The organism is Ancylobacter sp. 3268 (assembly GCF_031456575.1).
Taxonomy (GTDB): Bacteria; Pseudomonadota; Alphaproteobacteria; order Rhizobiales; family Xanthobacteraceae; genus Ancylobacter.
In genome coordinates, this window is record NZ_JAVDUX010000005.1 from 311,347 (window position 1) to 332,900 (window position 21,554).

Genomic DNA, 21,554 nt, shown 5'->3' on the forward strand with positions numbered 1-21,554 from the left:
AGATGCCTCCGTCCGACGGGAGAGACGCCGTGCCGAACCGCCTCGCCGAAGCCGCCAGCCCCTATCTGCTCCAGCATGCCGAAAACCCTGTCGACTGGTGGGAATGGACGCCGGAAGCCTTTGCCGAGGCCCGCCGCAGCGGCCGCCCGGTGCTGCTCTCGGTCGGCTATGCCGCCTGCCACTGGTGCCATGTCATGGCGCATGAAAGCTTCGAGGACGACGCCACCGCGGCGGTGATGAACGAGCTTTTCGTGAACATCAAGGTCGACCGCGAGGAACGACCCGATATCGACCAGATCTACATGTCCGCCCTGCAGCAGCTCGGCGTCTCCGGCGGCTGGCCGATGACCATGTTCCTCGATGCCGAGGGGGCACCCTTCTGGGGCGGCACCTATTTCCCCAACGAGGCCCGCTATGGCCAGCCTGCCTTCGTTGACGTGCTGAAGACCATGGCCAACGCCTATGCCTCCGGCGACCCGCGGATCGCCACCAATCGCGAGGCGCTGCTGCACAAGCTCACCGAGCGGGCGCGCCCCGCCGGCAAGGTCGTCATCGGCGCCAATGAGCTCGACGATGTCGCCGGCCGCATTCTCGGCATCATGGATCCCGAGCATGGCGGGCTGAAGGGCGCGCCGAAGTTCCCCAGCACCCCGTTCCTCGAGCTGCTCTGGCGCGCCTATGAGCGCACCGACCGCGAGCGCTTCCGCAACGAGGCCCTGCACGCGCTCGATGCGATGAGCGAGGGCGGCATCTACGATCACATCGGCGGCGGCTATTCGCGCTATTCGGTCGACGACCGCTGGCTGGTGCCGCATTTCGAGAAGATGCTCTACGACAATGCGCAGCTGCTCGATCTGCTGTCGCTCGCCTTCGTCGAGACGCACGAGCCGCTGTTCCGCGTCCGTGCCGAGGAGACGGTCGCCTGGCTGCAACGCGAAATGCTGGTCGAGGACGACGACAATACCGCCGCCTTCGCCGCCAGCCTCGACGCCGATTCCGAAGGCCATGAGGGCCGCTATTACGTCTGGACGCTGAAGCAGCTGCTCGAGGCGCTGGGGGCGCAGGACGCCGAGTTCTTCGCCCGCCACTACGACATCGCGCCGTTCGGCAATTGGGAAGGCGTTTCGATCCCGAATCGATTGAAGGAAGTCGAACGCTCCGGCGCCGACGATATCCGCCTCGCCATGCTGCGCGACAAGCTGCTGGCCGTGCGCTCGAAACGGGTGCCGCCCGGCCGCGACGACAAGGTGCTGGCGGATTGGAACGGCCTGATGATCGCCGCCCTCACCCGCTCCGCCGGTCGGCTCGACCGGCCGGAATGGCTGGAGCTGGCGCGGCGTGCGTTCGATTTCGTCGTCGCCCACATGACCCGAGGCGAGCGGCTGGGACACAGCTATCGTCAGGGCAAGCTGGTCGTCCCCGGTCTTTCCTCGGACTATGCCGCCATGGCCGGCGCGGCGCTGGCACTGCATGAGGCGACGGGCGAACCGGCTTATCTCGACCGCGCCATCGGCTGGATGCGCAGCCTCGACACCCATCACGCCAGCCCGGACGGCGGTTACTACCTGACCGCCGACGACGCCGAGGGCCTGATCCTGCGGCCCGACGCCACCATGGACGACGCCGTCACCAATCCGAACGCCGTGGCGGCGCGGGCCCTAGCGCATCTGGCGTCGCTCACCGGCGACGAAGGCTGGCGCGCCCGGCTGGACCGGCTGTTCGATGGCCTGCTGCCGCGCGCGGCACCGCAGCTCTACAGCCATGCCGGCCTGTTGAACGCGCTCGACACCCGGCTGCGATCGCCGGAACTGGTGGTAGTAGGTCGAGCCGATGATCCCGCCACCGAGAGCCTATGGACTACGGCACAGAAGCTGCCGCTGATCGACGCCGTGCTGCAGCGTGTCGATACCGCCGCCGGCCTGCCCGCCGATCACCCGGCGGCGATCAAGGCGATGTCGGTCAGCCAACCCTCCGCCTTCCTGTGCGTCAACGGTACCTGCTCGCTCCCCGTCACCGATGCCGATCGGCTGGCGGCGCTGCTGAACCGGCCGGCCCTGGGCTGAGGCGCGAGTGATGCACTGCGTCACACGCCCCGGTTCTCGCGGCGGTGGGCTCGGCACACCCGCCATGCTCGAACCGGTCCTTCGCGTCGGACGCAGGGCATCACCCTGAATTCACGGAAATTGCCGTGGATACAGCGTCGTGATCCTGTTGGACGCCCCTGCCGTCATTTCAGCGGAGCGACCCTGCCAATGCCGTGCATGCCCAACTCTGTGGGCAAGCCTGTGGATAAGCTGGGCACAAATTCCCCCCTTCGTCACAGGAGCCCCACAAATCGCCCAGGACAGCCGATCGTAGTTTTGTGAACCATGGATCGGATCGAGTCCGAAACGGCCGTCCTGAGTCATTTCTGAAGGGCATCATTTCGGTAGCGAATCGACAAAATGACTCGCACCGGTTGTCCTGCTGGAGGCCGTCATCCGGCTCGGATATCCAGAGGCGGCCGCGCAGCCCACCGGGCATCGCGCGGTATGGGGAGAAGCCCGCCGCGCGCTGCCGTCGTCGGCCGCGGTGTCAGCCGAGCAGGGAGCGGTTCTTCGCGCCGTCGCCGCGGCCGAAGCGCATATTGGCGAACATCAACGGCACGGTGATCGCCAGCGCCGCGCATAGGTCGGCCTGCAGCACATAGAAGCCGCCCAGCTCCTCGCGTATCGCCGCGCCGATCACCGGATCGGCGAGCTCGGCAATGATCAGCGAGACGGCGAACGCCACTGGCACCCACAGCATCAGAGGCAGCCACCAGCGCCGGCAGGACATGGCAAGGCTCAATCCGGCGATGGTCAGCAGGGTCAGCCACAGCACCGGTGCCGGGGGTTCGCGTTCGGCCATTCCCGTGGCGATCGGAGCGGCGAGGGCGGCGGCGACGGACCACATCCAGCCCGTGAGAACGAGAAGGATTCGCCGCACCGCCATGGCCGTCCGTCTCCGCCGCCAGAGTTTGCCGATCAGCGAGTGACCGCCAAGGGTCGCCTCGTCAGGTATTCATGGAATCGAAGAAGTCGCCATTGGTCTTGGTCTGGCGCAATTTGTCCAGCAGGAACTCGATGGCGTCGACGGTGCCCATCGGATTGAGGATGCGCCGCAGCACATACATCTTCTTGAGCACGTCGTTCGGCACCAGCAGCTCTTCCTTGCGGGTACCCGAGCGGGTGATGTCGATCGCCGGGAACACCCGCTTGTCGGAGACCTTGCGGTCGAGGATGACTTCGGAGTTACCGGTGCCCTTGAATTCCTCGAAGATCACCTCGTCCATGCGCGAGCCGGTCTCGATCAGCGCGGTGGCGATGATGGTGAGCGAGCCACCTTCCTCGATGTTGCGCGCCGCGCCGAAGAAGCGCTTGGGGCGCTGCAGGGCGTTGGCATCGACGCCGCCGGTCAGCACCTTGCCGGAGGACGGCACCACGGTGTTGTAGGCGCGGCCGAGGCGGGTGATGGAGTCCAGCAGGATCACCACGTCCCGCTTGTGCTCGACGAGGCGCTTGGCCTTTTCGATCACCATCTCCGCGACCTGCACGTGGCGCTGGGCCGGCTCGTCGAAGGTGGAGGACACCACCTCGCCCTTCACCGAGCGCTGCATGTCGGTAACTTCCTCCGGCCGCTCGTCGATGAGCAGCACGATGAGGTAGCACTCGGGATGGTTGGTGGTGATCGACTGGGCGATGTTCTGCAGGAGAACGGTTTTACCCGTCCGCGGCGGCGCCACGATCAGACCGCGCTGGCCCTTGCCGATCGGCGCCACGATGTCGATGATCCGCGGCGAGAAATCCTTGCGGGTCGGATCCTCGATCTCGAGCTTCAGCCGCTCGTCGGGATAGAGCGGGGTGAGGTTGTCGAAGTTGATCTTGTGACGGATCTTCTCCGGGTCCTCGAAATTGATCGTGTTGACCTTGAGCAGGGCGAAGTAGCGCTCGCCCTCTTTCGGCGAACGGATCTGGCCCTCGACGGTGTCACCAGTGCGCAGGCCGAAGCGGCGGATCTGCGAGGGCGAGACATAGATGTCGTCAGGGCCGGGCAGGTAGTTGGCGTCCGGCGAGCGCAGGAAGCCGAAGCCGTCGGAGAGGATCTCGACGACGCCTTCGCCGATGATGTCGGTCTCGCGGGCGGCCAGCTGTTTCAGGATGGCGAACATCAGCTCCTGCTTGCGCAGCGTGCTGGCGTTCTCGACCTCGAGCTCCTCGGCAGTGACGAGCAGTTCGGCCGGAGTCTTGGACTTGAGGTCCTGGAGCTTCATTTCCCCCATGGGAAAGGGCCTCGATGTTTGGATGTTTCCGGCGGAAGGGATCCGGCACGGACGATCGTGGAGTAAGGGAAGCGCTGGTCTGCGGACCGAGCCGGCGGAAAACCCGGCTTCCTGTCCGACCCACCGGCCGGCATCGGGGAGATGCCGGTGCAAACGATGCGGCAGCCAGCTTCGCGGAGAGTTGGCAACATAGGCAAGCTGGCGATTCCGCGCAAGCCTGATGAAACGAGGATCAGAAAGGTTTCACCACCACCAGGATCACGATCGCGATCATCAGCAGCGTCGGCACCTCGTTGGCGATGCGATAGAAGCGGGCGGAACGGGTGTTTCGGTCCTGCGCAAAGTCCCTCACTCGCGCGGACAGGAAGCCGTGGAAGCCGCTCATCGCCAGCACCAGCGCGAATTTGGCGTGGAACCACGGCGCCACCCACCAGCCACCCTGCCACACCAGCCACAGCCCGGCGAGCCAGGTCACCGCCATCGCCGGATCGATGATCGCCTTCAACAGCCGCCTTTCCATGATCTTGAACGTCTCGGACTGCGGCGAACCCGAGGGCGCGTCGCAATGATAGACCATCAGGCGCGGCAGATAGAGCATGCCCGCCATCCAGGAGATGACGGCCAGGATGTGCAGTGCCTTGATCCAGTCGTAGAGCATCTCAAGCCATTCCGGTCTTCAATAGCCCCGGACCCGCCGCAGCATCTGCTCGACATGGGCGATCGGCGTCTCCGGCCGGATGCCGTGGCCGAGATTGAAAATATGCGCCGCCCCCCGCAAATCGGCCAGCAGCGCGTCTATGGCGGCGTCGAGGCTCGCTCCGCCGGCGATCAGCGCCAGCGGGTCGAGATTGCCCTGCAGGGCCACCTTGCCACCCACCGCCCGCCGCACCGCCGGGCGGTCCGCCGTCCAGTCAAGCCCGACCGCATCGACCCCGCTGGCCTCGACCAGCCGGGTGAGACCGGCGAGCGTCGCGCCTTTCGGGAAGGCGATGATGCGCGCCTCCGGCCTTTTCGCTCTGACTAGGCCGACCAGCCGCGAAATCGGCCGGATCGTACACCTGACGAAACTCTCCGGATCGAGCACGCCGGACCAGCTGTCGAAGATTTGCACCGCATCGGCCCCGGCCTCGAGCTGGCCGAGCAGATAGTCGGCGGATACCTCGACAAGGCGGTCGAGCAGCGCATCGAAGAAGGCCGGATCCATCATTGAAGCGAGGCGGGCCGGTGCCTGGTCGGGCGTGCCGCGGCCGGCGATCATGTAGGTGGCCACCGTCCAGGGCGCGCCGCAAAAGCCGAGCAGCGCGGTTTCCGCCGGCAGGCTGGCGCGGATTTTGGCCACCGCTTCGAACACCGGCCCCGTGCGGGCCGTGTCGAGTGTCCGGCTCAATCTATTGAGATCGTTGATATTTTTCATCGGATCAAGGCGTGGGCCTTCGCCAGCCTCGAAGGTAAGCCCCATGCCAAGCGCATGCGGAACCACCAGAATATCGGAGAACAGGATCGCGGCGTCGAAATTGAACCGGCGAATGGGTTGGAGCGTTACCTCGGTGGCGTAGTCGGGATTGTAGCAGAGGGAGAGGAAATCGCCGGCCTTGGCGCGCAACGCGCGATATTCGGGCAGATAGCGCCCGGCCTGCCGCATCATCCAGACCGGCGTGCGATCCGGCACATGGCCAGTGAGAGCCTGAAGGATGATCGATCGGGGAAGCGCGTTGTCCACCTGGCTCTTCATACTTCATTAATCTCTTTAAATGAGAGTCTTCAGTGTTTGTGGGTGGGCATTAGCCGGGTTCCTGACATCGGGCAACCTTCCCCCAACCGTCGGCCGTTTTCCCCGATTCTCACGCCAGTGATTACGCGTGAGGTTTCAACGGGTTGATCCCTTCGGCGCGGCTTATCCTCACAGTTCGCTTCGCTCCGTTCCAGCCGCCCACAAGGCGCAGTGATGTGGATGGAATCCCCTGTCGTCCCCAGGCGGGCCTTGTCAGCGTGCCATCCGCGTGGCTTGTTCCCAGCTTATGCACAGCCCTGTGGATGGCTCCGTGACCGACAGCGCTCGACCGGCCGAGAATTATTACCACCTGCATCTCGTATCGGATTCGACCGGCGAGACGCTGATCAGCGTCGCCCGTGCTGCCGCGGCGCAATATAGTGGCGTGAAGCCGATCGAGCACATCTATCCGCTGGTGCGCACCCATAAGCAGCTAGACAAGGCGATCAGCGATATCGACGAATATCCCGGCATCGTGCTGTACACCCTGACCGAGCCGGAGCTACGCAACCGGTTGAAGGCCTATTGCCTCGACAACGGCATACCCGTGCTCTCGGTGCTGGCGCCGGTGGTACGGCTGTTCCAGGCTTATCTCGGCGGAGCGCCGACGCCGCGTGTCGGTGGCCAGCATCAGCTGGACGGCGAATATTTCCGCCGGATCGATGCCATGAACTTCACCGTTATGCATGACGACGGCCAGCACACGGAGGGGCTGGAAGCTGCCGATGTGGTGCTGCTCGGCATTTCCCGCTCGTCGAAGACGCCGACCAGCATCTATCTCGCCAATCGTGGCATCAAGACCGCCAACATTCCGCTGGTGCCGAACATTCCGATACCGCCCGGCCTATCCGAACTGAAGCGCCCGCTGGTGGTGGGGCTGGTGGCGAGCGCCGAGCGGGTGGTCGAGATTCGCCGCAACCGCCTGCTGGGCCTCAATGCCGCCCAACCGCACGATTCCTATATCGACCGCGATTCCGTTGCCGAGGAGATCGCGTTTTCCCGCCGTCTGTGCGTGCGCCATGACTGGCCGGTGATCGACGTCACCCGCCGCTCGATCGAGGAAACGGCGGCAGCGATCATCGGGCTGCTGCAGGAGCATCGCCGCAAGTTGGCGGAGATTGGAAGCTGATGCTGGAACGCGACCCAAGGGACGCCAATTCGTTATGGCAGGGCAAGGACGCTCTGGTGCTCGCCTCGAAGAGCATTGCCCGGCTGTCGCTGCTGGCCGCGGCCGGATTGCCGGTCGAGACGGTAAGCATCGAGGTGGATGAACGCGGCATCGAGGCAAGGCTCCTCCAAGAAGGCGCATCCCCGGCCAAGATCGCGCTGGAGCTGTCCATCGCCAAGGCGCTTGCCGGCAGTGCACGGCATCCGGGACGCCTTGTCATCGGGGCCGACCAGACCTTGGCTCTGGGGGATGAGCGGTTCCACAAACCGGCCAATCTCGAGGCCGCCGCACAGCAACTGCGTCGCCTCGCCGGTCATACCCATGCCTTGCATTCCGGCATCGCCGTTGCGCTCGATGGCGAGATCGTATTTCGCGCCGTTGAATCGGCGTTGCTTTCCATGCGCGAACTCAGCGAGAGGTCGCTCGCCGCCTATCTCGCCGAAGCCGGCCCCACGGTATCCTCGAGTGTCGGCGGCTATCAGCTGGAAGGGCTCGGCATTCATCTGTTCGAGAAGGTGGTGGGCAATCACATGGTGATCCTCGGCCTGCCGCTTATCCAGCTGCTCGCCTTCCTGCGCGAGCGGGGAGACCTGCTGTGACCCGCCATGTCGCGGTTCTCGGCCATCCGGTGGCACATTCGCGCTCACCGCTGATCCACGGCTACTGGATCGCCGAGCATGGTATCGACGGTACTTATGGCCGGCGTGATGTTCCGCCCGAGGAGATTGCCGGCTTTCTCGCTGATTTCTCCGCCGGGGGTCTGGTTGGCGCCAACGTCACCGTTCCGCACAAGGAGGCTGCCTTTGCCGCCGCAGTGGAGCGCGACCCGGTCGCCGAAGCGCTTGGCGCGGTAAACACGCTGTGGCTTGAGGATGGCCGGCTGCATGGGGCCAATACCGATGTGCACGGCTTCCTCGCCAATCTCGATGCGGCGGAGCCCGAATGGGACCGCGCGCTCGACGAGGCGGTGGTGCTGGGAGCGGGGGGCGCGGCGCGGGCCATCGTCTACGGCCTGATCAGCCGTGGTATCGGCCGCGTCACCGTAGCGAACCGTACGCTCTCCCGTGCCGAAGCCCTGCGTGGCCAGTTCGGCGACAAGGTGTTGCCGGTGGATTGGCGTGATCTCGCCGGCACGTTGCCGGGCGCCCGCCTCTTGGTGAACACCACCTCGCTCGGCATGAAAGGCCAGCCGCCGCTCGACATCGACCTTTCGCTGCTTTCCCCCGATGCGGTGGTGACCGATGCTGTCTATGTGCCGCTGGAAACGCCGTTGTTGCGGGCGGCCAGGGCGCGGGGCCTTGCTGCGGTGGATGGGCTCGGCATGCTGCTGCATCAGGCGGTGCCCGGCTTTGCGCGCTGGTTCGGCGTAACGCCGCAGGTGACGCCAGCGCTCCGGGCATTGGCAGTGGAAGATCTGCGCGCCAAGGGCCAGCTCGCGTGACCCTGGCACCGGCGTCTAAGACGCGGCCGTTCCGGCTCGGTCTCACCGGCTCCATCGGCATGGGCAAATCGACAACGGCAGGCCTGTTCCGCGAGCTCGGCGTACCCGTGCACGACGCCGATGCCGCCGTGCACGCCATCTATGCCGATGAAGGCGTCTTGCCGGTAGAGGCGGCCTTTCCGGGCGTTACCGTCGGTGGGCGGATCGATCGGGCCAAGCTTGGCGCCCGCGTGCTGCACGACGCCGAAGCGATGAAGCGCCTGGAGGCAATCGTGCATCCGCTGGTGCGGCAGCGCGAGCAGCGCTTCCTCAAAAAGGCGCGGCTGGATCACGCGCCGCTTGCCGTGCTCGACATTCCCCTGCTCTACGAGACCGGTGCTGAAAAGCGCGTGCAGGCCGTCGTCGTGGTGTCGGCGCCGCAAGCTGTTCAGCGCGCCAGGGTCCTGGCGCGGCCGGGCATGACGGAAGAGAAATTCCGGGCGATTCTCGACAAGCAGATGCCCGATTCGGAGAAGCGGCGGCGTGCCGACTACATCATCGACACCGGCAGCAGCATCGAGGCGACCCGCAAGGATGTCGCGGAACTGGTCCGCCGGCTGACCGCAGCACAGGAGTGATACGATGCGCGAGATCGTTCTCGATACCGAAACCACCGGCCTCGATCCGCTGCGCGGTGACCGGCTGGTGGAAGTTGGCTGCGTGGAGATCTTCAACCGCATCCCGACCGGACAGAACTTCCATGTCTACATAAATCCAGAGCGCGACATGCCGGTCGAGGCGTTCAACGTGCATGGGCTCTCGGCGGAATTTCTGTCCGACAAGCCGTTGTTTGCGCAGGTGGTCGACGATTTCCTCGCCTTCATCGGCGATGCGCCGCTGGTGATCCACAATGCCTCGTTCGACATCGGCTTCATCAATGCCGAACTGTCGCGGCTCGGCCGGCCGCCGCTGACCTTCGACCGGGTGGTCGACACGCTGGCAATGGCCCGCCGGCGCCACCCCGGCGCCTCGAACCGCCTCGACGACCTGATGGCGCGCTACGGCATCGACGGCTCGCGCCGCACCAAGCATGGCGCGCTGCTCGATTCCGAATTGCTGGCGGATGTCTATGCCGAACTCGCCGGCGGGCGCCAGACGGCGCTGGGCCTCACCGTGGCCGAGGCCACCGCTGAATCGCCCGTCGAAGGACTGGAGCCGATTGTTTTGGTGCGGCCGGCGCCATTGGCGCCGCGCCTGTCCGAAGCAGAGATCACCGCGCATGCCGCCTTTGTGAGCACGCTAGGCGATGCCGCGATCTGGAACGACTATGCCGCCACGCCGAAAGCGGATCAGGCAAGCTGATCCGCCCTACAGGCCGGTGGGGTGGCCGGTCAGGACGCCAGCACGTTGCTCGGCTGGGTCTGCGCCATGCGCTGGCGGTAGAGGGTGACGAAATCCACCGGATCGATCATCAGCGGCGGGAAGCCACCATTGCGCACGGTGTCGGCGACGATCTGGCGCGCGAAGGGGAACAGCATGCGCGGGCATTCGATCATGACGAAAGGATGCACCGTCTCCTGCGCCACGTTCTGGGCGCGGAAAACGCCGGCATAGAGCAGTTCCAGCGCAAACAGCGTCTTGTTCTGGATCTCGGCCTTCACTTCGATCTTCAGCTCGACCTCGTACTCGCCCTCACGGACGGGACGGGCGTTCACGCCGATCTGAATGCCGATCTGCGGCTGACCTTGGGGGGCCAGCGATTCGGGAGCGCCGGGGTTTTCGAAGGAAAGGTCCTTGATGTACTGGGTCAGCACATGCAGGGTCGGCATGGCGGGGGTAGCGTCGTTCTCGGCCATTATCGTCTCCGTGCTCCGCCGTCCGGCGGCGCCTCGCGTCGGCGGGATGCGCTGCGGCGTCGGCGTTCGTGCTGACGGCAGGCTTGAAGGGCGAGAGTGGCTAACACGGTTGCCACCCGGTCACAAGGCGGGGTGCCGAGCGGCGGCTTGAGCGGGCCGCGCCGTCGGGCCGCTTTGCCGCAGGCAGGCGATGCTCTACTCTTTCACCGAATTGTCGGATAAGGACCGGCGCACAATATGGTGTCGCTAGGTCAGCTTCCGACAGGAGGACACTGGCGAAATCGCCAGGACTACGTAAATAGCTTTCGAGGGCGTCTTCCCGGATCGTTACGGGTGGCCGTGTCACACACCCATCGCCTCCGGCCCGCCGGGGGCGACGAACAGCGGCGAAAAGCGAAGTGTTCGATATCTACACGATCATATTCCTGGCGCTGGCCGTCTTCATTTTTATCCGGCTGCGCAGCGTGCTGGGCCAAAGGACCGGTCGCGAGCGCCCGCCCTATGATCCCTATTCGCGCCGCGATGCCGCCAAGGCACCGGCCGGGGCCGAATCCGGTGCGGACAAGGTCATCAATTTCCCCGATCGCACCGGTGAGCAGACGGCCCCGCCCGCTCCGGTGGAGCCCGTCGATGCCTCCGAGCCGCCGCCGCCGCGCTGGGCGGGGGTTGCCGAGATCGGCTCGGCGGTGGCCAATGGTCTTGATGCCATTGCCGCGCAGGACCGTGATTTCGACGCCAAGCACTTCATTACCGGTGCCCGGGCGGCCTATGAGATGATCGTCGTCGCCTTCGCTGAGGGCGATCGGGCGGCGCTGAAGGACCTTCTCGCCAAGGACGTGTTCGACGGCTTCGCCGCCGCCATCTCCGAGCGGGAGACCCGCGGGGAGAAGATGGAAACCCGCTTCGTCGGCATCGAGAAGGCGGACATGATCGAAGCATCGGTCAAGGGCCGGACGGCGCAGATCACCGTGCGCTTCCTGTCGCAGCTTATTTCGGTGACGCGCGACCGCAACGGCCAGGTGGTGGATGGCGATCCGGAACTGGTGGCCGACGTGACCGATGTATGGACGTTCTCCCGCGATCTCGGCGCCCGCGACCCCAACTGGAAGCTCGTCGCGACCGAAGCCGCTTCCTGATACGCTAGCCGGGTGCATGCGCTCACCCTCATCTTGCGGTTCCTGCTCGCAGCAGGGCTGATTCTTCTCTCGCCGATGGTGCAGGCCAAAACTGCGCCGTCCGTCGCGCCGCCGCTGTTCGCCGACGCGGCGGTCGAGCCGTTGCGTTTCGCCGATCTGCCCGGCTGGCAGCAGGACGATCCGCGCGAGGCGCTGGCCGCCTTCCGTCGCAGTTGCGGTCGGATCCGTGCCGGCGCCGATCTCGTCGATCCGCCGCGTCCGGTTTTCACGGCACTGAAGCGCGTTTGCCGTCGGGCGGAGCGTCTTCCGGCCCACCCCGCCGAATGGCGGGCGAGAGCCTTCTTCGAGCGCGAGTTCCGGCCGTTGCGCGTGACCTCGCTCACCTCGGCGCACGGCTTCCTCACCGGCTATTACGAGCCGGAAGTCGCCGGCTCGTTGACCCGAACCGACGATTACGCGACGCCGCTGTACCGCCGGCCGGCCGATCTTGTCCTTGAAGCACCATCGCAGGACGGCGTTCCCGCTAATCGCGGCAAGGCCTTCCGTGAGGAAGGCGGTGTCCGAGTTCCCTATTATGACCGCGCCGCCATCGAGGATGGTGCGCTGGCGGGCAAGGGGCTCGAGGTCGCCTTCATCCGCGATCCATCCGATGCCTTCTTCGCCCATATCCAGGGCTCGGTGCGGGTACGCCTGCCGGATGGCCGCCTGCTGCGGCTGAACTATGATGGCCATAACGGCCAGCCCTACACGCCGGTCGGCCGCATTCTGGTGGAAAAGGGCATCGTCCCGCGGGAAAAGATGTCGATGGATGCCATCCGCGCCTATATCGCCGCCCATCCCGAAGAGGGAAAGGCGCTGATGCGCGAGAACCGTTCCTATGTCTTCTTCCGCGTCGCCGATCACCTCACCGACAAGGACGGCGCCGTCGGTGCCCAGGGCCTGCCGCTGGTGGCGGGACGCTCCATCGCCATCGACAAGCGGATTCACGTCTATGGGACGCCGGTGTTCATAGATGCCGAATTGCCCTTGGGCGCGGATGGGTCGTTGCAGCCTTTCCAAAGGCTCACCGTCGCGCAGGACACGGGTTCGGCGATCGTGGGGCCGGCGCGCGCGGACATCTTCTTCGGGGCCGGCGCCGAGGCGGGCTCGATTGCCGGGCGCATCCAGCATCCGGGACAGTTCGCGGTGCTCGTACCCCGCGCCATCGATCCCTTCCGTCCGCACCCCGTGCCGCTTCCTCCCCGCCGACCCCACGGGACCGCCGGGCAATGAGCGGCGGCGACGATCAGCCTCCCCGCATTTCCCGTCGCCGCCGCACATTGGGCGCTGAGGAGAGGGAGCTGTGGGAACATGTCACCCGCTCGGTGCGCCGGCTGCGCCCGGGGCCGCCGGCGGCTTCGCCGCCCGAACCGGGCTTTCCGGAATTGATGGCGGAAGAAGCGGCGAAGGCCGCCCCCGTCGCGGCGGCGCCGCCGAAGGCGGCCTTGCCGCCGCGTCCACCCGGTCCGCCCCCGCTGGCGCCGCTGGAGCCGAAATTGCGGCGTCGCCTGTCACGCGGCGCCGAGGTGGACGCGCGCCTCGACCTGCACGGCCTGACCCAGGCCGCGGCGCATCACCGGCTTGGCGCGTTTCTGCGCTCGGCCCAGGGGCAGGGATTTGGGTTGGTGCTGGTGATTACCGGCAAGGGCGGCGCCGGTGGCGGCGGGCTGAGCCAGATGTTCGGCGAAGGAGAGCGCGGCGTGTTGCGCCGCCTGGTTCCGCAATGGCTGGCGGAGCCGGCGCTGCGCAGCATCGTGGTCGGCTTCGAGACCGCCAGCCGTGGCCATGGCGGTGAGGGCGCGCTCTATGTTCGTTTGCGCCGGGTGCGGGAGCTGCGCCGATGACGCCTTTCGGCCGGCGCATGCGGGAGATGCGCGCCGAGCGCGGCGTGACCCTCAGCCAGATGGCGGAGCAGATCGGCGTTTCGGCGGCCTATCTCTCGGCACTGGAGCACGGCAAGCGCGGCCAGCCGACCTGGCTCATGCTCCAGCGCATCATGGCCTATTTCAACGTCATCTGGGACGAGGCGGAAGCGCTGCGCATGCTCGCCGATATTTCGGATCCGCGCGTGGTGGTCGACACGGCCGGGCTGACGCCGGAGGCGACCGAGCTGGCAAACCTGTTGGCGCGCGAAATCGCCACCTTGCCGCAAGAGGCGGTGGCTGAATTGCTCGGCCGGCTCAAGATATTGAGCCGGCCGGGCTGAAGCCTTGCCGATTCACGTGAAACAGGTGGTCCGCGACAAGGCAGACGCGGACGTCGCCCGCTTGCGAGAGCGGGCTTACAGGATGAACCGGCTGAGATCGGCATTCTGCGCGAGATCGCCGACACGATCGCGCACATAAGGTCCGTCCACCGTCACCGTCTCGCCGGAACGATCCGGCGCGGTGAAGGACAGATCGTCCAGCACCCGCTCGATCACCGTCTGCAACCGGCGAGCGCCGATATTCTCTACCGTGGCGTTGACCTCCACCGCGAGGTCGGCAATTGCCTCCACCGCGTCGTCGGTGATGTCCAGCGTGACGCCTTCGGTACCCATCAGCGCCACCGACTGCTTGACGAGGCTGGCCTCGGTTTCGGTGAGGATGCGCTTGAAGTCCTCGCGCGAAAGCGCCTCCAGCTCGACACGGATCGGCAGGCGGCCCTGCAGTTCCGGCAGCAGATCGGAGGGCTTGGAGACATGGAAGGCGCCCGAGGCGATGAACAGGATGTGGTCGGTCTTCACCGGCCCATGCTTGGTGGAGACGGTGGTGCCCTCGATCAGCGGCAGAAGGTCGCGCTGCACGCCCTCGCGCGAGACGTCGGCGCCGCCCCGGCGCTCCGAGCCGGCGATCTTGTCGATCTCGTCGAGGAAGACGATGCCGTTCTCTTCCACCGAGCGAATGGCCTCCTGCACGATGGCGTCCTGGTCGATCAGCTTGTCGGCCTCTTCCGAGAGCAGCAGCGGATGCGCGTCCTTCACGGTGACGCGCCGCGGCTTGGAGCGGCCGCCGAATGCCTTGCCCAGCATGTCGCCGATCGAGATGGCGCCCATCTGCGCGCCCGGCATCCCGGGAATCTCGAACATCGGCATGCCCTGCCCGCCGCTGGATGCGACCTCGACTTCCACTTCCTTGTCGTCGAGCAGCCCGTCGCGCAGCTTCTTGCGGAAGCTCTCGCGGGTGCCGGGCGAGGCGCCGGGGCCGACCAGCGCGTCGAGCACCCGTTCCTCGGCGGCGAGATGTGCCTTGGCTTCCACTTCCTTGCGCTTGGCGTCGCGCACCAGGCCGATGCCGATTTCCAGCAGATCACGGGCGATCTGCTCGACATCACGGCCGACATACCCCACCTCGGTGAACTTGGTCGCCTCCACCTTGAGGAACGGCGCACCGGCGAGCTTGGCGAGGCGGCGGGAGATCTCGGTCTTGCCGACGCCGGTCGGGCCGATCATCAGGATGTTCTTCGGCAGAACCTCCTCGCGCAGATGGCCTTCCAGCTGCTGGCGCCGCCACCGGTTGCGCAGCGCGATGGCGACCGCCCGCTTGGCCTTGTGCTGGCCGACGATGTAGCGGTCGAGTTCCGAGACGATTTCGCGGGGCGAGAAATTATTCATGAGCTCGAGGTCCTCTCGGCGTTCCGCCTCTTCAGGAGCACGTCGCCGAACGGGGTTGGGCGTGGAGCGGTGATACGAAATCCGGTCGGCTCCAAGGCCCGGCCGGCACGTTGGCTGATGCAGCTGGCCGGCAGCGACTCAGACATCCAGCGTTTCGATGGTGAGATTGCCGTTGGTGTAGATGCAGATATCGGCCGCGATCTCCAGGCTCCGGCGCACGATCGCCTCCGGATCCTGGCCGCTATCGGCAAGCGCCCGTGCCGCCGCGAGGGCGTAGTTGCCGCCGGAGCCGATGGCGGCGATGCCGTGCTGCGGCTCCAGCACGTCGCCGGTGCCGGTGAGCACCAGGGTGATCTTGGCGTCGGCGACGATCATCATTGCCTCGAGCCGGCGCAGATAGCGGTCGGTGCGCCAGTCCTTGGCGAGCTCGACGGCGGCCCGCTGCAATTGGCCGGGATATTGTTCGAGCTTGGCCTCAAGCCGCTCGAACAAGGTGAAGGCGTCGGCGGTGGCGCCGGCGAAGCCGCCGATGACGTCGCCCTTGCCGAGCCGGCGCACCTTGCGGGCGTTCGACTTCATCACCGTCGCCCCGAGCGTCACCTGGCCGTCGCCGCCAATGGTGACGCGCTTGCCGTCGCGCACCGAGACGATGGTGGTGCCGTAGATGGTGTCGGGGGAATGCTGGGTGGGGAAACCGCTGGTGTTCATGAAGGACTCCGAAACAGAGCCCTTACTTAGCTACAAGTTGCCGTTTCGCAACAAGCCGCGCCCGGTGGAAGTTCAGCCCGTGCCGCGCATTCTCCATGCCGGAACAAGGCCGATGAGGATGGTCAGCCCGCCGAGCAGCAGGAAGGCGTCGCTGGACATCAAGGAAAGCAGGCTGGTGAGCAGGCCGGCGATGAACACCGACAGCGCCACTCCGGCATTGGCGATGCCCAGCGCCCAGCCGCGTTCGCTTTCGTCGACCGCCGACGAGATGGCGGCCAGCAGCGTGATGAAGGCGAAGATGTTGGAGAAGGTGGACAGGAAGGCGAGGACCACTTGTCCCGCGGCTGGAATGGGCAGGGCGCTTGCCGCGACGAAGGTGCCACACAAGGCGAGGCCGATCAGCGTCACCGGCCGGTCGCTGGGAAAGCGAGCCCGTAGCCGCCCAAAACCCCAGGCGGAGGATACCGCGCAGCCAATCCCCATCACCATGGAGAACAGGCCGAGGCCGGCGGTCGAAAAGCCGTAGGAAGCCTGCATCTCGACGAGAATGAAGGTGTAGTAGATCAGGAAGCCGAGCTGGAACAGGAAGAAGGCGCCACCGGGAAGCACGATCGACGGGCGGTCGCGAATCCGGCCGAGCAGGATGAACGGCTGCTTCCAGTCCAGCTTGAACGCACGCCGCGCCGCGTCGCCGGCGAAATCTGCACGGCGCAGCAGGGCCAGGGTGACGAGGCACAGCGCCAGAGCGAGGCCGAGCGGCAGCCGGAAATCCCAGTGCCCGAGCACGCCGCCGATCGCCGGGCCGGCGACCATGCCGAGCGTGTTGACCAGCACCACCTGCGCCATGGCGGCGCTGCGCTGGTCCTCCGGTGCCGCATCGACCACCGAGGCCTGGGCGATGGGGGCGGTGCCGGCCATCAGGCCGCAGGTGAGGCGCCCGAGGAAGAACAGCCAGAGATGCCCGATCTCCAGTGCCGCCCACATCAGGCCGTAGCCGCCGGCAAGGCCGCCCATGCAGATCATCAGCGTCCTGCGGCGGCCGAGCGAGTCGGACAGGTCGCCGAGCAGCGAGGCGCCGAAGAACATGCCGATCGGAAACAGCGCGAAGGCGAGCGAGAGCAGAGCATCGCGGATCGCCGGCGCATAGGTCTCAGCCACCCAACCGCTGCCGAACAGCGCGACGATCAGCGGATACATCAGCCCGAACGAAAAGATGTCGATGAAGACGGCGAGGAACAACGGAGCGCGAGAGCGCAGCGCGTCGAGATCCATGATGGGTCACCAGCGGTGGAGCGAAAGTGGATGATGACGGCAAAGCGCGAGTGTGCCCAGCCTCTTGGCTGCAAGGACGGCTTTGTATGGCGCCCGGCCGGCAATGCTGCTAAGACGCCGGCTCTTCCGGGAGCCTGATCATGCGTACGGCGTCCATCAACCGCGCCACCAAGGAAACAGATATTCGCCTCGCCGTGAATCTCGACGGCACCGGCAAGGCGACGATTGCGACCGGCGTGGGTTTTTTCGACCACATGCTGGACCTGCTCGCCCGCCATTCGCGGATCGACATGGATATCGCGGCCAAGGGCGACCTGCACATCGATTTCCATCATACGGTTGAGGATGTCGGCATCGCGCTCGGCCAGGCGGTGCGCCACGCGCTGGGCGATATGCGCGGCATGACCCGTTATGCCAGCCTCTATATGCCGATGGACGAGACGCTGACCCGTGTCGCGCTCGACATTTCCGGCCGGCCGTTCCTGGTGTTCCGCACCGAGTTCGCGGCGGCGAAGATCGGCGAGTTCGATACCGAGCTGGTGCGCGAGTTCTTTCAGGCCTTCGCGATCAATGCCGGCGTCACCTTGCATGTGGAGACGCTGTACGGCGCGAATGCCCACCATATCGCCGAGAGCTGCTTCAAGGGCCTGGCCCGGGCGCTGCGGGCGGCCGTGGCGATCGATCCGGCGGCGGCCGGCGAGATTCCTTCCACCAAGGGCAGCCTCGGCGGCTGAGCCTGGGAGGACCGACTGATGGCGGTATGGACCGTGTTCGAGCCCGAGGAAGCGCTGCCCGGCGAGGCCGATTGGTCCGAGCGGGTGGTCTTCGTGCGCGAAGCTTTCGCCTGGCGGGCGCTGTTCTTCGCGCCATTGGTGCTGCTGGCGAACCGCTTGTGGCTGGCCTTCGTCATCTACGCCGTCGTCGAGAGCGCGTTGCTGGCGGCCTATGTCAATTTCGAGCTCGGCGATGGGTTCATCGCGGTGCTGTTGGTGCCGAACCTGTTCGTGGCGCTGGAATTGCCGACCCTGCGGCGTTTCAAGCTCGCCCGCCTCGGATTCGAGGAAGCCGGCGTGGTGAGTGCCGATTATGCCGAAGCGGCCGAGCGCCGCTTCTTCGAGGCGCGGCTCGGCGGGTCCGGCATATCGGGGCCCGTGCTCGGCCTGTTTCCGGAGGCGATGCGCCGATGAGCGATACGGTAGTGTTGATCGATTACGGCTCGGGCAACCTGCATTCGGCCGGCAAGGCGCTGGAGCGTGCCGCCCGCGAGGGCGGCTCCGGCGCGCGGGTTGTCGTCAGCAGCGACCCGGACGAGGTGCGAAGGGCCGAGCGCATCGTGCTTCCCGGTGTCGGCGCCTATGCCCATTGCCGGCGCGGCCTCGATGCGATCGACGGCATGGTCGAGGCATTGAATGAGGCGGTGATCGCCAAGGGCAAGCCCTTCCTCGGCATCTGCGTCGGCCTGCAGCTGATGGCCGAGCGCGGGCTGGAGCATGGCGTGACACCGGGCCTGGGCTGGATCGCCGGAGACGTGGTGAAGATCGCGCCGGACGATCCGTCGCTGAAAATTCCGCATATGGGATGGAATTCGCTGGACGTCCGGCGCGCGCATCCGCTTCTCGAGGGCATTCCCACCGGGGCTGCGGGGCTCGATGCCTATTTCGTGCATTCCTATCATCTCGCCGCGGCGCGCGACGAGCAGCTCGTCGCCACCAGCGACTATGGCGGCAAGGTCACCGCGGTCGTCGCTCGCGACAATGTCGCCGGCACCCAGTTCCATCCCGAGAAAAGCCAGCGCCTCGGCCTCGCCCTTCTCGCCAATTTCCTGACGTGGACGCCGTGATCGCTCATCGGCGCCCACTTGAGGGAGTGTCAGACTGCAATCAGGTTCGAGTGCTTCTTGAGCCATTCATTCCCGTTGGCGGGGATATTGTAGGTCGCCCAATCATTCCCTTGAAGAATGACGAGGAGCTTGTCGTTCGCGTCGATATGCTTGATCAAAACGTCGCGAATTTCTGCGGCCGACAGAACGGTATTGATCAGCCAAACGCTGTCCAGACAATGCCAATAGCCATTAGCAATGGCTTTGATGGCGTCGAACAATCGGGTGTAGTCGGCACCAGGCTTGAGCAGGTCGTAGGAAATAAGATAGGTCTTCACGGTAGTCTCCTTGAGAGTTCTACATACGGTACGGTTCCGCCCCGTGAGCCGCTAAACCTAGGGGCGGAACCGAATCTGCACGATTCCCTGAGAGAGTCGAGTCCGTTTTGTTCGTTGTCTGTTCACTCAGATGACGTTAGGGGGCGTGAGCTTTGATCCTTTTTCCCGCCATCGATCTCAAGGAAGGCAAGTGCGTGCGCCTGCAGCAGGGCGACATGGCACGCGCCACCGTGTTCAACCACGATCCGGCCCAGCAGGCGGCCGAATTCGAGGCGCAGGGCTTCCGCTATCTGCACATCGTCGATCTCGACGGCGCCTTCGCCGGCAAGCCGGTGAATGCCGGCGCGGTGGAGCGCATCCTCGAAGCCGTCACCATGCCGGTGCAGCTTGGTGGCGGCATACGCGACCTTGCCGGCGTCGAGGGATGGCTGGAGAAGGGCGTGACCCGCGTCATCCTCGGCACTGCCGCGGTGCGCGATCCGGCTTTCGTCAAGGAGGCGGCGCGCCGCTTCCCGGGGCAGGTCGCCGTCGGGCTCGATGCCAAGGATGGCCGCGTGGCGGTGGAGGGCTGGGCGGAGACCTCCGATCTCGGTGCCCTCGAGCTGGCGCAGCGCTTCGAAGATGCCGGCGTCGCAGCCATTATCTACACCGATATCGCCCGCGATGGTCTGCTGAAGGGGCTCAACCTGGACGCCACCCTCGCTCTTGCCGATGCCATCTCGATCCCGGTGATCGCCTCCGGCGGCCTCGCCTCCATCGACGACGTACGGTCGTTGCTCGAGCCGCGCGCCGCGAAGCTCGAAGGCGCCATCACCGGACGCGCGCTCTATGACGGGCGGCTCGATCCCCGCGCGGCGTTGGCGCTGGTCGCGGGGGTATCGGCTTGAGCGAGGCATCCATGCTGAAGGTTCGCGTCATTCCCTGTCTCGACGTCAAGGACGGGCGGGTGGTCAAAGGCGTGAAGTTCGTCGATCTGCGCGACGCCGGCGATCCGGTCGAGGCCGCCAAGGCCTATGACGCCGCCGGTGCCGACGAGTTGTGCTTCCTCGACATCACCGCCAGCCATGAGGCGCGCGGGACGCTGATCGACGTCGTCAGCCGTACTGCCGAGCAGTGCTTCATGCCGCTCACCGTCGGCGGTGGCGTGCGCACGGTGGAGGATATCCGCGCGCTTCTGAACGCCGGCGCCGACAAGGTGTCGATCAACACCGCCGCGGTGAACCGGCGGGAATTCGTGCGCGAGGCGGCTTCGAAGTTCGGCGAGCAGTGCATCGTCGTCGCCATCGACGCCAAGAAGGTGTCCGGGCCCGGCGAGCCGGACCGCTGGGAAATCTTCACCCATGGCGGGCGCAACCGCACCGGCATCGACGCGGTGGACTATGCGCGCGAGGTGGTGGCGCTCGGCGCCGGCGAGATCCTGCTCACCTCCATGGATCGCGACGGCACCGGCGAGGGGTTCGACCTGAAGCTGACCCGCGCCATTTCCGATGCCGTCCCGGTGCCGGTGATCGCCTCCGGCGGCGTCGGCACGCTCGATCATCTCGTGGACGGCATCCGCGAGGGCAGGGCGAGCGCGGTACTGGCCGCCTCGATCTTCCATTTCGGCACGTTCACCGTCGGTGCCGCCAAGGACCGTCTCGCCGCGGCCGGGTTGCCGGTGCGGCGCAGCTGAGGGAAGCCGGAATGGACGACAAGCGCGTGACCCTGGATGATCTCGCCAGCATCGTCGCCGACCGCGCGGCGGGTGGCGGCCCGCCCTCCTATACGCGTTCGCTGATCGAGAAGGGTGTCGCCAAATGCGCGCAGAAGCTGGGCGAGGAGGCGGTCGAGACCGCTCTCGCGGCGGTGGCGGCTGATACCAAAGCCGTCGTTTCGGAGAGCGCCGACCTCCTCTACCATCTGATGGTGCTGCTCCATGCGCGGGGAATCCCGCTCGAGGACATCTATGCCGAGCTCGGTCGTCGTACCGCCCGTTCGGGCATCGAGGAAAAGACGTCGCGTTCCACTGGCTGAACCGTTCCGACCGGCGGCGAGAGCCAGTATCGAGTGCGGCATGAACGTGGTATACGGTCGACCAACGCTTGGCGCCACGTCCGGGCGATGACGGCATATGCTGCCCCGAGGAATCGCAGCCC

General features: G+C 66.0%; 25 protein-coding genes. 16 read left to right on the forward strand and 9 right to left on the reverse strand.

Going from position 1 to position 21,554, the window contains the following annotated elements:
• Positions 1 to 29: 29 nt before the first annotated feature.
• Entirely contained in the window at positions 30 to 2,063 is a 2,034-nt protein-coding gene (locus J2X65_RS09600; protein ID WP_310200626.1) for a thioredoxin domain-containing protein, read from the forward strand.
• 511 nt (positions 2,064 to 2,574) lie between these two features.
• Here the strand turns inward: J2X65_RS09600 and J2X65_RS09605 are convergent.
• The 4 genes from J2X65_RS09605 to hemE form a co-directional block, all read right to left on the reverse strand.
• Positions 2,575 to 2,973 carry a hypothetical protein gene (locus J2X65_RS09605; RefSeq protein WP_310200628.1) on the reverse strand — a complete coding sequence of 133 codons (399 nt, stop codon included), beginning with the start codon at positions 2,971 to 2,973 and terminating at the stop codon, positions 2,575 to 2,577.
• Positions 2,974 to 3,034: 61 nt separating this feature from the next.
• Positions 3,035 to 4,300, reverse strand: a complete 1,266-nt coding sequence (rho, locus tag J2X65_RS09610; protein WP_213352391.1) for a transcription termination factor Rho — start codon at positions 4,298 to 4,300, stop codon at positions 3,035 to 3,037.
• 232 nt (positions 4,301 to 4,532) lie between these two features.
• Positions 4,533 to 4,958, reverse strand: coding sequence for a protoporphyrinogen oxidase HemJ (gene hemJ / locus J2X65_RS09615; protein ID WP_310200632.1), 426 nt, complete (start codon positions 4,956 to 4,958; stop codon positions 4,533 to 4,535).
• Positions 4,959 to 4,976: 18 nt separating this feature from the next.
• Positions 4,977 to 6,032 carry a uroporphyrinogen decarboxylase gene (hemE, locus tag J2X65_RS09620; RefSeq protein ID WP_310200634.1) on the reverse strand — a complete coding sequence of 352 codons (1,056 nt, stop codon included), beginning with the start codon at positions 6,030 to 6,032 and terminating at the stop codon, positions 4,977 to 4,979.
• A 286-nt stretch (positions 6,033 to 6,318) separates the two neighbouring features.
• Between hemE and J2X65_RS09625 the strand changes: the two genes are divergently transcribed.
• The 5 genes from J2X65_RS09625 to dnaQ are packed head-to-tail and all read left to right on the forward strand — an operon-like array spanning position 6,319 to position 10,021.
• The gene (locus tag J2X65_RS09625; protein WP_404977687.1) at positions 6,319 to 7,200 is read left to right on the forward strand and encodes a pyruvate, water dikinase regulatory protein; all 882 of its coding nucleotides are present in this window, start codon (positions 6,319 to 6,321) and stop codon (positions 7,198 to 7,200) included.
• Positions 7,200 to 7,838: a Maf family protein gene (locus tag J2X65_RS09630; protein ID WP_310200638.1), complete on the forward strand. Its 639-nt coding sequence runs from the start codon at positions 7,200 to 7,202 to the stop codon at positions 7,836 to 7,838. The genes J2X65_RS09625 and J2X65_RS09630 overlap by 1 nt, the downstream gene beginning before the upstream one ends.
• Positions 7,835 to 8,680: a shikimate dehydrogenase gene (locus J2X65_RS09635; RefSeq protein ID WP_310200640.1), complete on the forward strand. Its 846-nt coding sequence runs from the start codon at positions 7,835 to 7,837 to the stop codon at positions 8,678 to 8,680. Before J2X65_RS09630 ends, J2X65_RS09635 begins: the two co-directional genes overlap by 4 nt.
• A 2-nt stretch (positions 8,681 to 8,682) precedes the next feature.
• Entirely contained in the window at positions 8,683 to 9,297 is a 615-nt protein-coding gene (gene coaE / locus J2X65_RS09640) for a dephospho-CoA kinase (protein ID WP_310200738.1), read from the forward strand.
• Positions 9,298 to 9,301: 4 nt separating this feature from the next.
• Positions 9,302 to 10,021, forward strand: coding sequence for a DNA polymerase III subunit epsilon (gene dnaQ / locus J2X65_RS09645; protein WP_310200642.1), 720 nt, complete (start codon positions 9,302 to 9,304; stop codon positions 10,019 to 10,021).
• 29 nt (positions 10,022 to 10,050) lie between these two features.
• On the opposite strand, the gene secB is transcribed toward dnaQ, so the two are convergent.
• Positions 10,051 to 10,515 (reverse strand): protein-export chaperone SecB, encoded by a 465-nt coding sequence (gene secB, locus J2X65_RS09650; RefSeq protein WP_213361831.1) that lies wholly within the window; start codon positions 10,513 to 10,515, stop codon positions 10,051 to 10,053.
• 398 nt (positions 10,516 to 10,913) lie between these two features.
• Between secB and J2X65_RS09655 the strand changes: the two genes are divergently transcribed.
• The 4 genes from J2X65_RS09655 to J2X65_RS09670 are packed head-to-tail and all read left to right on the forward strand — an operon-like array spanning position 10,914 to position 13,896.
• Entirely contained in the window at positions 10,914 to 11,651 is a 738-nt protein-coding gene (locus tag J2X65_RS09655) for a Tim44/TimA family putative adaptor protein (protein ID WP_310200644.1), read from the forward strand.
• A gap of 12 nt (positions 11,652 to 11,663) precedes the next feature.
• Complete coding sequence (locus J2X65_RS09660) at positions 11,664 to 12,923, forward strand: MltA domain-containing protein (protein ID WP_310200646.1); 1,260 nt, start codon at positions 11,664 to 11,666, stop codon at positions 12,921 to 12,923.
• Positions 12,920 to 13,534, forward strand: coding sequence for a Smr/MutS family protein (locus tag J2X65_RS09665; protein ID WP_310200648.1), 615 nt, complete (start codon positions 12,920 to 12,922; stop codon positions 13,532 to 13,534). The genes J2X65_RS09660 and J2X65_RS09665 overlap by 4 nt, the downstream gene beginning before the upstream one ends.
• On the forward strand, positions 13,531 to 13,896 hold the full coding sequence (locus J2X65_RS09670; RefSeq protein ID WP_310200650.1) for a helix-turn-helix domain-containing protein: 366 nt from the start codon (positions 13,531 to 13,533) through the stop codon (positions 13,894 to 13,896). The genes J2X65_RS09665 and J2X65_RS09670 overlap by 4 nt, the downstream gene beginning before the upstream one ends.
• Before the next feature lie 75 nt (positions 13,897 to 13,971).
• Here J2X65_RS09670 and hslU read toward each other — a convergent pair whose 3' ends face one another.
• From hslU to J2X65_RS09685, 3 genes are all read right to left on the reverse strand, one after another.
• Positions 13,972 to 15,282, reverse strand: a complete 1,311-nt coding sequence (hslU, locus tag J2X65_RS09675; RefSeq protein WP_310200652.1) for an ATP-dependent protease ATPase subunit HslU — start codon at positions 15,280 to 15,282, stop codon at positions 13,972 to 13,974.
• 138 nt (positions 15,283 to 15,420) lie between these two features.
• On the reverse strand, positions 15,421 to 15,990 hold the full coding sequence (hslV, locus tag J2X65_RS09680; RefSeq protein ID WP_310200655.1) for an ATP-dependent protease subunit HslV: 570 nt from the start codon (positions 15,988 to 15,990) through the stop codon (positions 15,421 to 15,423).
• Between the two features lie 72 nt (positions 15,991 to 16,062).
• Positions 16,063 to 17,262, reverse strand: coding sequence for an MFS transporter (locus tag J2X65_RS09685; protein WP_310200657.1), 1,200 nt, complete (start codon positions 17,260 to 17,262; stop codon positions 16,063 to 16,065).
• 140 nt (positions 17,263 to 17,402) lie between these two features.
• Here J2X65_RS09685 and hisB point away from each other — a divergent pair, with 140 nt between their 5' ends.
• The 3 genes from hisB to hisH are packed head-to-tail and all read left to right on the forward strand — an operon-like array spanning position 17,403 to position 19,102.
• Positions 17,403 to 17,996: an imidazoleglycerol-phosphate dehydratase HisB gene (gene hisB, locus J2X65_RS09690; protein ID WP_310200659.1), complete on the forward strand. Its 594-nt coding sequence runs from the start codon at positions 17,403 to 17,405 to the stop codon at positions 17,994 to 17,996.
• 18 nt (positions 17,997 to 18,014) lie between these two features.
• Positions 18,015 to 18,449, forward strand: a complete 435-nt coding sequence (locus J2X65_RS09695; protein WP_310200661.1) for a DUF2628 domain-containing protein — start codon at positions 18,015 to 18,017, stop codon at positions 18,447 to 18,449.
• Entirely contained in the window at positions 18,446 to 19,102 is a 657-nt protein-coding gene (gene hisH, locus J2X65_RS09700) for an imidazole glycerol phosphate synthase subunit HisH (protein ID WP_310200663.1), read from the forward strand. The genes J2X65_RS09695 and hisH overlap by 4 nt, the downstream gene beginning before the upstream one ends.
• 29 nt (positions 19,103 to 19,131) lie before the next feature.
• Here the strand turns inward: hisH and J2X65_RS09705 are convergent, their stop codons facing one another.
• Positions 19,132 to 19,419, reverse strand: a complete 288-nt coding sequence (locus tag J2X65_RS09705) for a hypothetical protein (protein WP_310200665.1) — start codon at positions 19,417 to 19,419, stop codon at positions 19,132 to 19,134.
• A 152-nt stretch (positions 19,420 to 19,571) separates the two neighbouring features.
• Here J2X65_RS09705 and hisA point away from each other — a divergent pair, with 152 nt between their 5' ends.
• From hisA to J2X65_RS09720, 3 genes are read left to right on the forward strand one after another with little or no spacing between them, the layout of a single operon-like run.
• Entirely contained in the window at positions 19,572 to 20,306 is a 735-nt protein-coding gene (gene hisA / locus J2X65_RS09710; protein ID WP_310200667.1) for a 1-(5-phosphoribosyl)-5-[(5-phosphoribosylamino)methylideneamino]imidazole-4-carboxamide isomerase, read from the forward strand.
• A gap of 11 nt (positions 20,307 to 20,317) precedes the next feature.
• On the forward strand, positions 20,318 to 21,091 hold the full coding sequence (gene hisF / locus J2X65_RS09715) for an imidazole glycerol phosphate synthase subunit HisF (protein ID WP_310200669.1): 774 nt from the start codon (positions 20,318 to 20,320) through the stop codon (positions 21,089 to 21,091).
• A gap of 11 nt (positions 21,092 to 21,102) precedes the next feature.
• Positions 21,103 to 21,432 carry a phosphoribosyl-ATP diphosphatase gene (locus J2X65_RS09720; RefSeq protein ID WP_310200671.1) on the forward strand — a complete coding sequence of 110 codons (330 nt, stop codon included), beginning with the start codon at positions 21,103 to 21,105 and terminating at the stop codon, positions 21,430 to 21,432.
• The last annotated feature ends 122 nt before the right edge of the window (positions 21,433 to 21,554 follow it).